The sequence below is a fragment of the Ramlibacter sp. genome, assembly GCF_028291745.1.
Lineage (GTDB): Bacteria > Pseudomonadota > Gammaproteobacteria > Burkholderiales > Burkholderiaceae_C > Ramlibacter.
On record NZ_JAQGNQ010000080.1, the window covers coordinates 24,750 to 33,939 of the forward strand.

At 69.0% G+C, this 9,190-nt stretch carries 10 protein-coding genes; 4 read left to right on the top strand and 6 right to left on the bottom strand.

What is annotated here, in order from left to right; all coding sequences use genetic code 11:
• Nucleotides 1–42: 42 nt before the first annotated feature.
• Nucleotides 43–543 (bottom strand): Spy/CpxP family protein refolding chaperone, encoded by a 501-nt coding sequence (locus JWP60_RS14530; protein ID WP_299792585.1) that lies wholly within the window; start codon nt 541–543, stop codon nt 43–45.
• Nucleotides 544–777: 234 nt separating this feature from the next.
• Here JWP60_RS14530 and JWP60_RS14535 point away from each other — a divergent pair, with 234 nt between their 5' ends.
• A complete protein-coding gene (locus JWP60_RS14535) occupies nt 778–1,104 on the top strand; it encodes a hypothetical protein (RefSeq protein WP_299792588.1) in 327 nt (108 codons plus the stop codon).
• Nucleotides 1,105–1,109: 5 nt separating this feature from the next.
• Here the strand turns inward: JWP60_RS14535 and cueR are convergent, their stop codons facing one another.
• Entirely contained in the window at nt 1,110–1,544 is a 435-nt protein-coding gene (cueR, locus tag JWP60_RS14540) for a Cu(I)-responsive transcriptional regulator (protein WP_299792591.1), read from the bottom strand.
• Nucleotides 1,541–1,738: a cation transporter gene (locus JWP60_RS14545; RefSeq protein ID WP_299792594.1), complete on the bottom strand. Its 198-nt coding sequence runs from the start codon at nt 1,736–1,738 to the stop codon at nt 1,541–1,543. The genes cueR and JWP60_RS14545 overlap by 4 nt, the downstream gene beginning before the upstream one ends.
• Before the next feature lie 151 nt (nt 1,739–1,889).
• Between JWP60_RS14545 and JWP60_RS14550 the strand changes: the two genes are divergently transcribed.
• On the top strand, nt 1,890–4,136 hold the full coding sequence (locus tag JWP60_RS14550) for a heavy metal translocating P-type ATPase (RefSeq protein ID WP_299792597.1): 2,247 nt from the start codon (nt 1,890–1,892) through the stop codon (nt 4,134–4,136).
• Here JWP60_RS14550 and JWP60_RS14555 read toward each other — a convergent pair.
• Nucleotides 4,115–5,218, bottom strand: a complete 1,104-nt coding sequence (locus JWP60_RS14555) for an alkene reductase (RefSeq protein ID WP_299792600.1) — start codon at nt 5,216–5,218, stop codon at nt 4,115–4,117. The genes JWP60_RS14550 and JWP60_RS14555 overlap by 22 nt on opposite strands.
• Nucleotides 5,219–5,336: 118 nt before the next feature.
• Nucleotides 5,337–5,942, bottom strand: a complete 606-nt coding sequence (gstA, locus tag JWP60_RS14560) for a glutathione transferase GstA (RefSeq protein WP_299792603.1) — start codon at nt 5,940–5,942, stop codon at nt 5,337–5,339.
• A 111-nt stretch (nt 5,943–6,053) separates the two neighbouring features.
• On the opposite strand from gstA, the gene JWP60_RS14565 reads away from it, so the two are divergent.
• Both JWP60_RS14565 and JWP60_RS14570 read left to right on the top strand, forming a co-directional pair.
• Complete coding sequence (locus tag JWP60_RS14565; protein ID WP_299792606.1) at nt 6,054–7,331, top strand: hypothetical protein; 1,278 nt, start codon at nt 6,054–6,056, stop codon at nt 7,329–7,331.
• Between the two features lie 120 nt (nt 7,332–7,451).
• Nucleotides 7,452–8,303 (top strand): transglutaminase family protein, encoded by an 852-nt coding sequence (locus tag JWP60_RS14570; protein WP_299792608.1) that lies wholly within the window; start codon nt 7,452–7,454, stop codon nt 8,301–8,303.
• A gap of 12 nt (nt 8,304–8,315) precedes the next feature.
• On the opposite strand, the gene JWP60_RS14575 is transcribed toward JWP60_RS14570, so the two are convergent.
• Nucleotides 8,316–9,086 (bottom strand): class II aldolase/adducin family protein, encoded by a 771-nt coding sequence (locus tag JWP60_RS14575; protein WP_299792611.1) that lies wholly within the window; start codon nt 9,084–9,086, stop codon nt 8,316–8,318.
• Between the last annotated feature and the right edge of the window lie 104 nt (nt 9,087–9,190).

Here is a 9,190-nt window from a genome sequence, read left to right on the forward strand (position 1 = left end):
AAAGCCCGGCAGAGCCGGGCTTCCTGGTCGCGTCGCTTGGCATCAGCCGTGGTGACCACCGTGGTGACGACCTTTCCCCGCCATGAAGCGCAGGCCTTCGGTGTCGAACACCTGGCGCTGCTGCGGATTGAGCGCGGAGTAGAAATTCTTCGTCGCGTCCATGCGCCTGTCCATTTCGGCGCTGCGCTCGGCACGCATGGCCCGCATGCGGTCGATGCGCTCGGGGGTGGTGAGCTTCGACCACTCCTCGTGCTGCGGACGCTGCATGCCCGTGGGCTTGATGGCGCTGGCCCAGGTGTTCCAGGCGTTCTCCTGGGTCGGGGCGATCTGCAGCTTCTGCTTCAGCTTGCCCAGGCGCTCGGCCATGCGCTGTTCCCTGTGGGCGCGGAACTCGGCCATCTTCGCCGGATCGCGCGGGCCATGGTCGCCACGCATCTGGTGGCCGGGCGCTTCGGCGGGGGGAGTCTGGGCCTGTGCCACGGCACCCGCCGCCAGGGCGGCCACCAGACCGGCGGCGAAGAGGCGACGTTGAAGCTGTTTCATGATCATCAAATCCTTTCGGGGTTGTGGCGGACCACTTTCGGGCCCGTTGCATCGCAGTCTGCGTGGCTCATGTAAGCCAGCCATCGCCCCCCGGTTGCCGCTGTGTAAAGGCTGGCGCTGGCAACCACAGGCTGGGTCGTCGCGGTCCTACGGCAAGCGTCCAATGCCAATGACGCGCGGCACGGACGGGCAGCACCAGAGTGACTCCATTCCATCCCTATCGCAGGAGTGAGCATGAGGTACCAGGTTTACGTGGCGGTCGCCGGAGTGCTGGCGACTGCGTTCATGGCGGGGGGTGCCTATGCCCAGGACACCCATCCGCTCCCCGACACCATGACCGACACGGCGCCGACCCCGGCGTCCGATCGCGACAGCCTCGGCGCCGTGATCATGATGGACCAGCCGGTGCTGGCCCAACGCCAGCAGATGCTGCAGGCGCAGGAACGCACGGCGGTCGACACCCGCACGCTCGGCGCGGGCCCGGCGCGGGTGATCCGCGAAACCTTCGAACAGCAGCGCGCGCGCGAAGCAACGCAGTCGCAGGGCGGCACGCCGAAGTAAGCGGCTCACCCGGCGAGCCGGTCGAGGATCGGACAGTCCGGACGGTCGTCGCCGTGACAGCAGTGGATCAGGTGCTGCAGCGTGTGCTGCATCTCCTGCATCGCGGCGATCCGCTGCGCCAGGTCGTCGGCGTGCTTTTGCGCGATGCGTCGCACACTGGCACTGGCGCGCCGCCGGTTCTGCCACAGGCCGAGCAGCTCCGCGATCTCCTCCATCGAAAAGCCGAGATCGCGGGCGCGCTTGATGAAGCGCAGCGTATGCACGTCGGCGGCGCCATACTGGCGATAGCCGCTGTCGGTGCGCGATACGCGGGCGAGCAGGCCCAGCCCCTCGTAGTGCCGCACCATCTTCGGCGAGACGCCGGAGAGCCGCGCAGCGGCGCCGATGTTGACCGGCCAGGTCACGTCCTCCGGCGCCACGATGCCAACCGCAGCCTTCACGTCGCGACCTTGTAGCCTTCTTCCTCGATCGCCTGCACGATGGCAGCGCGGTCCTGCTCCGATTGCACTTCGACCTTACCGCTGGCGAGGTCGATCTTCACGTCCGCCTGCGGATCGAGCGACTTCACGGCCTGGGTCACCGCGCCAACGCAGTGGCCGCAGCTCATGCCTTGCACCTGGAAACTCTGGTTCATCGGCTGTCCTTCGGGAATGGTTCGGAGCGAAGCCTGAACCCTGCCATCATGGTAAGGTCAAGGCAAGCCTCGCGGATCCCCCTGCGCGCTGGCGGGTTGATCCGTACCCACGCTTGACCCTGCCATCGTGGCAAGGTGGACCATCGCTGCCATGCAGACTGCCACCACGACCGCTCCCCGCACCCTGGACCTCGGCGTCGCCGGGATGACCTGTGCCTCCTGCGTGGGCCGGGTCGAGCGCGCGCTGAAGAAGGTGCCCGGCGTGAACGACGCGGTGGTCAATCTCGCGACCGAGTCCGCCCGCGTGAGCTATGCGCCTTCGGCCGACATCGAAGCGCGCATCCGCCGCGCCGTCCGCAACGCCGGCTACGAGCCGCGCGCGCGGGATGCGGATGCTGCCGCGGACAACCTGTCGCCCTGGGCGGGGTTCGCGCCGGTCGCCATCGGCCTGCTGTTGTCGCTGCCCCTGCTTGTGCCCATGGTCGGTGGGCTGGCGGGCCTGCACTGGAGCTTGCCGGCATGGCTGCAGTTCCTGCTGGCGACACCCGTGCAGTTCATTCTCGGTGCCCGCTTCTATCGCGCCGGCTGGCACGCGCTGAAGGCGGGCACGGGCAACATGGATTTGCTGGTCGCCCTGGGCACCAGCGCGGGCTGGGGCCTGTCGCTGTGGCTCTGGCTGGCCCGCGGCCACGAGCACCTGTACTTCGAGGCCTCGGCGGTGGTGGTGACGCTGGTGCTGCTGGGCAAGTGGCTGGAGGCGCGCGCCAAGCGGCAGACCACCACCGCGATCCGCGCACTGCAGGCCCTGCGACCCGAGACCGCGCACGTGATCCTGCGCACCGGCGGCGAGGCCGACCTGCCGCTGGCCGAAGTGATCGCCGGCGATCAACTGGTGGTGCGTCCCGGCGAGCGCATCCCGGCCGATGGCCTGGTGGAGCAGGGCGACACGCACGTCGACGAGGCGATGCTCACCGGCGAGCCGCTGCCGGTGCGCAAGGGCGCCGGCGAGCGCGTGACGGGCGGCAGCATCAATGGCGAGGGCCGCATCGTCGTACGGGCCACGGCCGTGGGGCAGGAGAGCGTGCTCGCGCAGATCATCCGGCTGGTGGAGGATGCGCAGGCCGGCAAGGCGCCGATCCAGCGGCTGGTCGACCGCGTCTCGGCGGTGTTCGTGCCGGTCGTGCTGGGGCTCGCTGCAATCACGCTGGCGGGGTGGTTGCTGGCCGGTGCGGGCATGGAGCAGGCGCTGATCCGCGCGGTGGCCGTGCTGGTGATCGCCTGCCCCTGTGCGCTGGGGCTCGCCACGCCGGCGGCGATCATGGCCGGCACGGGGGTCGCCGCCCGCCACGGCATCCTGATCAAGGACGCGGAGGCGCTGGAGAACGCGCATCGCGTCGGCACCGTCGCTTTCGACAAGACGGGCACGCTGACGGTCGGCCAGCCCCGGCTGATCGCCTTCCTCACGGCGCCGGGTGCCGACGAAGCCGCAACCCTGGCGATCGCGGCCAGCCTGCAAAGCGGCAGCGAACATCCGCTGGCGCGCGCCGTGGTGGCCGCGGCGCGCGAGCGGGCGATGACAGTCACCGCGCCGACTGCCGTGCGGGCGGTGCCGGGTCGTGGGACCGAAGGCGAAGTCGGCGGCCGTCAGTTCCTGATTGGCAGCCTGCCATGGCTCGAGGAATTGCAGCTGCCGCTGGGCACGCTTGCCGGCAACGTGCAGCGCCTGCAAGCCCAAGGCGCGACGCTGTCGGCTCTGGTGGAGCGCACCGACGCTGTCCTGGGGATGCTGGCCTTGATGGCTTTCGCGGACGCGCCCAAGCCCGGCGCGGCGCAGGCACTGTCAGCGCTGCGTGCCCGCGGGCTGCGGCTGGTGATGATCTCCGGCGACCAGCGTGCCGCTGCACTCGCGATGGCGCAGCGACTGGGCTTGCGGCCGGAGGAAGTGCAGGCCGAGGTGCTGCCGGCCGACAAGGCGGCGCGCATCGCTGCCTTGCGCAGCGAAGGACAGGTCGTGGCCATGGTGGGCGACGGCATCAACGACGCGCCGGCGCTGGCTGCCGCCGATATCGGCATCGCGATGGGCACCGGCACCGACGTGGCCATGCACGCGGCCGGCATCACGCTGATGCGCGGTGACCTGGCACTGGTCGCGGGCGCGCTCGAGATCTCGCAGCGCACCGTGCGCAAGATCCGGCAGAACCTGTTCTGGGCCTTCGCGTACAACGTGGCCGGCATTCCGCTTGCCGCACTCGGGGTGCTGAGCCCCGTGGTCGCCGGCGCCGCCATGGCGCTTTCGAGCGTCAGCGTGTTGACCAACGCGCTGCTGCTCAAGCGCTGGCGACTCGCCCCCGCTCCCTCTCCCGCTCGCGGCTCTCCTCAGCGCGCCAGCGCGGGATAGTCGGTGTAGCCCTTTTCCCCGCCGCCATACAGCGTCGCCTTGTCGATCTTGTTGAGCGGCGCGTTCTTGCGCAGGCGCTCCACCAGGTCCGGGTTGGCGATGTAGGGGCGGCCGAAGGCGACGAGGTCCGCGCCCTCGGCAATCGCGTGGTCCGCCAGCGGCCGGTCGTAGCCGTTGTTCACCATCCAGGCACCCTTGGCGCCGGCGGCGTGCCAGGCCTTGCGCAGGGCCGCGTAGTCGAACGGGCGGCCATCCACCTCGCGCGGGCCGCCGGTGGCGCCCTCGATCAGGTGCAGGTACGCGAACTGCATAGGCGCGAGCTGGCGCACCACGTAGTCGAACAGCGGCTGCGGGTCGGCATCGACGATGTCGTTGGCCGGCGTGACGGGCGACAGGCGCAGCCCGACGCGGCCGTGGCCGACCTCCTCGATCACCTCGCGCATCACCTCCAGCAGCAGGCGCGCGCGGTTCTCGATGGAGCCGCCGTAGTCGTCGGTGCGCTGGTTGCTGCCGGTCTTGAGGAACTGGTCCAGCAGGTAGCCATTGGCGCCGTGCACTTCGACGCCGTCGAAGCCCGCACTGATGGCATTGCGGGCTGCATGACGGAAGTCGCGCACGACCCGCGGCAATTCTTCCGAGTCGAGAGCGCGGGGCTCGGAGGTAGCGACGAAAGTGCCGACGCCGTTCTTCACCAGGTAGGTCTGGGTGTGCGCCGTGAGCGCGGAAGGTGCCACCGGCTTCTGGCCACCCGGCTGCAGGTCGACGTGCGAGACGCGGCCCACGTGCCACAGCTGGCAGTAGATGCGACCCCCCTTGTCGTGCACCGCGCGGGTCACCTTCTTCCAGCCATCGAGCTGCTCCGTGCTGTAGAGGCCGGGCACGTCGGCGTAGCCTTGCCCCTCGTGGGTGATGGCGGTCGCCTCGCTGATGATCAGGCCGGCCGAGGCCCGCTGCGCGTAGTACTGCGCCATCAGCGGGGTGGGAAGGGCGCTGGGTGCGCGATTGCGCGTCAGCGGCGCCATGACGATGCGATTCGGCAGGTTCAGGTTGCCGACATGCACGGGGTCGAAGAGTGATTTCATGAAGGTTGGTTGTGGCTTGCGGCCGGGGGTTCCGGCCGTCACCGTGCGTTACGCCCGGCAGCGCTGGGCGGGGGCACAGGACAGGGGGTGCGCCGTCGGCGCAACCACCCGGGAAACATCAGGAAAGCTTCTCGTGCTGCAAGGCCATCTGCACGGCGGGGCGCGCCTCGACGCGCGCGTTGTGGGCCACCAGGTTGGGATAGCGCGAGATGTCGATCTGCATCGGCTTGGTCCAGCGGGTGACGGTATAGAGATACGCATCGGCCACGGTGAAGTGCTCGCCCATCACGTAGTCCTTGGCTGCGAGCTCGCGATTGACGAACTCGAACCGGTTGGCCAGGCGGTCGCGATAGATCTGCTTGGCTTCTTCCGGCATGTTGGGCATGAACAGCGGCGAGAAGCTCTTGTGGATCTCGGTGCCGATGAGGGTCAGCCACTCCTGCAGGCGATAGCGTGGCAGCGTGCCGTTGGCCGGTGCGAGGTTCTTGGCGGGCACCTGGTCGGCTACGTACTGCACGATGGCCGGGCCTTCACGCAGGCGCGTGCCGTCATCGAGTTCCAGCATCGGCACGTAGCCCAGAGGATTGATCGTGTAGTAGTCCGTGCCGTCCTGCAGCTTGTGCGTCTTGGTGGGGGCCATCACCAGCTCGAAGGCGAGGCCGGCCTCGTGCAGGACGATGTGGGGCGACAGCGAACAGGCACCGGGCGAGTAGTACAGCTTCATCGTTGTTTCCTTTGGAGTTGCGCAGTGGGTTACGTGAAGAAATCCCATGCTAGCCAAAGAGCGCAGGCCTTGCACGCCTTGGGGCTGCTGCGCCCAGCCCGACAATTGGCCATGGCAAAGGTCTTGAAGTGGGTGGCGGTGTTGTTGGCCGGTGGCGCGCTGCTGGTGGCGGCGGTGGCGATGGCGCTGCAGTCCTGGCTGCACAGCGACGATTTCCGCGCGCGCGTGGAGCGCCAGGGCAGTGCGGCCCTTGGCGTGCCGCTGCAGTTCGGTCGCCTGTCCATCGACCTGTGGCCGCTGCCCGCAGTGGCCGCCGACGATGTCGTGCTGCAGACGCTCCCCGTGCTGAGCGTGGGCCGGGTCGAGGCGCGGCCGGTGTGGGCCGCGCTGCTGGCCGGCCGGCTGGAGATCGCGACGCTGGTGGTGCGCAAGGCGGTGCTGCCGCAGATGGCGATCAGTGCGCTGGGCGCGGCCATGCAGAAGAAGGCGAAAGGCCGCGGTACGCGGCCCCGGCCGGTCGAGGAAAGCGGCAGCGCGCCCCTGGTGCTGCCCAGGCGTGCCGTCTTCGAGGACATCACCTGGGTCGACGACAAGGGCCAGCGCATCACGGTCGGCGCCGAGGCGCACCTGGGAGACGACGGCCTGCTGGAACAGGCCACGTTCAAGATCGTCCACGGCCGGCTTGCCGGCACGCACGGCACCGTCCGCCGCCAGGGCGAGCAGTGGCCGGTGCGCATCGATATCGGCGGCGGCCACATCGCCGGCGCGCTGCGCTTGCAAGCGGGTCGGCCCGGCATGCAAGTGCTGTCCGGGCAGCTCACGACCGAGAACGTCGAAGTGGCGGAACTGACTGCGCCCGGGCGGCCGCTGACGGGCAAGCTGCAGGCGCAGAGCAGCGTGCGCGCCGAGTTCCGCGAGCCGGGGCAGATCGCCGACGTGCTGACGACCGACACGCGCTTCACGGTGCGCGATGCGGTGGTACAGGGCATCGACCTGCAGAAGGCAGTGCAGACGGTCGGCCTGAGCCGCGGCGGCATCACCCACCTCGACCTGCTGGCCGGGCAGGTGCATACCCGCGGCAAGGCGGTGCAGCTCACGAACCTGGTGGCGACTTCGGGCGCCCTCTCGGCGACCGGCAACGTGGCGATCTCCGCCAGCAAGAGCCTCAATGGCCGGGTCAATGTCGACATGACCAACACCCGCGGTGCACTGGGCGTGCCGCTGGTGGTGGGCGGCACCCTGGACTCGCCCAGCGTGACGCTCACCCGCGGCGCCATGGTGGGCGCTGCCCTCGGCACCCTGGTCCTGCCGGGCGCCGGAACGGCGGCCGGTGCCAGCACGGGCGATCGCATCGGCCAGAGCTTGCGCGGCTGGTTCGGCGGCAGATAGATCGGCGAACAGCTGCCAGGGGCGACCGGCAGCGGCGTCCTACAGCGGTCGGTGGCACAAGCCGATCCATACGTGCTGGGCGGCGGCTAGCATTTTCTTCATTCCCACCGGAGGTACCGCATGCACCTGTCGACCGTCGAAACGGTCCTCGAGTACCAGGTCGACGCCCCCACGCACTTGTGCTTCAACATCGAGGCGGCGCACTGGCCGACGCAGAAGATCCTGAGCGAGCGGCTGCACATCTCGTCCGGCGTCACGCCGCATCGCTACACCGAGCCGCGCAGCGGCAACCGCTTCATCCGCTTCGACGCGGCCCCGGGGCCGCTTGCCCTGCGCTACAAGGCCGAAGTCGAAGTGCACACGTCGGCGAGTGACACCACCCTGCGCGAGACGCCGGTCAACCAGGTGCCCGACGACATCTTTCCCTACCTGCTGGCCACGCGCTACTGCGAGTCCGACGCGTTGGGCAACGAGGTGCTGCGGCTGTTCGGGCAAGCGGCTCCCGGCCATGCGCGGGTGCGGGCGATCGTGGAGTGGATTCGCAGCGAGGTGGTCTACCGCCCGGGCAGCAGCGATTCCAACACCACCGCGCAACAGGTCTACCAGCAGCGCGCCGGCGTCTGCCGCGACTTCGCGCACCTGGGCATCACCTTCTGCCGCGCGCTCAACATCCCGGCGCGCATCGTCGTCGGCTACGTCTGGTTCGACGAGCCGCCGCAGGACTTCCACGCGCTGTTCGAGGCGTGGCTGGATGGGCACTGGGTGATGTTCGATCCCACCGGCATGGCGCCGGTCGACCGGCTGGTGCGCATCGGCACCGGGCGCGATGCCAAGGATGTTGCGTTCGCAACGATGTTCGGCCAGCTGCGCATGACCAGCAAGGAAGTGATGGTGCTGGAGCACGACCCGCGCCCGCGGGACATGGTGGCGCCGACGCCAGCGCCGGCACTCGCCCGCGCGGCTGCGTTCTAGCTGCCTCGGCGCTCAGGTCTTGTAAGAGGGATCGAGCTTGTCCAGCTTGCGCAGCAGCGCCGGCCAGGCCAGCCTGGCCCCCTGGCCCGCCGTGGCCGTCTTCATCACCTCGCCGAGACCTTGCAGGATGCGCGGGTCGATCTGCACCAGCTCGCCACCGCCTTGCGCATCGATCTGGATCCGGCAGGTGTTCTCGAAGATGTACATTGCGACAAATGCATCCGGGATCGTGCGGCCGACGGTGAGCAGACCGTGGTTGCGCAGCAGCAGGTACTGGTTGCTGCCGAGGTCCTGCTGCAGGCGCGGCCTCTCGTCGTCGCGCAGGGCCACGCCTTCGTAGTCGTGATAGCCCAGCGAAGCGAGCACGAAGGTGCTTTGCTGGGAGATCGGCAGCACGCCGCACTTCTGCGCACTGACGGCGACGCCCGCGCGGCTGTGCGTGTGCAGCACGCACTGCGCGTCGTCGCGCGCGGCGTGGATGCTGCTGTGGATGGTGAAGCCGGCGGGATTCACGGGGAAGGGTGAGGGCAGGAGCTTGTCGCAGTCCTGGTCGACCTTCACCAGCGAAGACGCGGTGATCTCGTCGAACATCAGCCCGTAGGGATTGATGAGGAAGTGATGTTCGGGACCGGGCACGCGCGCCGAAATATGCGTATCGACGAGATCATCCCAACCGTAAAAAGCGATCAGGCGATAGCAGGCGGCGAGATCGACGCGCTGCTTCCACTCGGCATCGGTCATATCGGCGGGCACGCTTTTGCGAAGGGCTTCGGCTGGCGACATCAGGCTTCTCCCGGCTAGTTGAAGGGTTCCGGCGGAGACTACGCCCGACGATGCCGGGCGGCAACGCCCTTTGCGGCACGGACGCCATGCCCGGATGCCGTGCG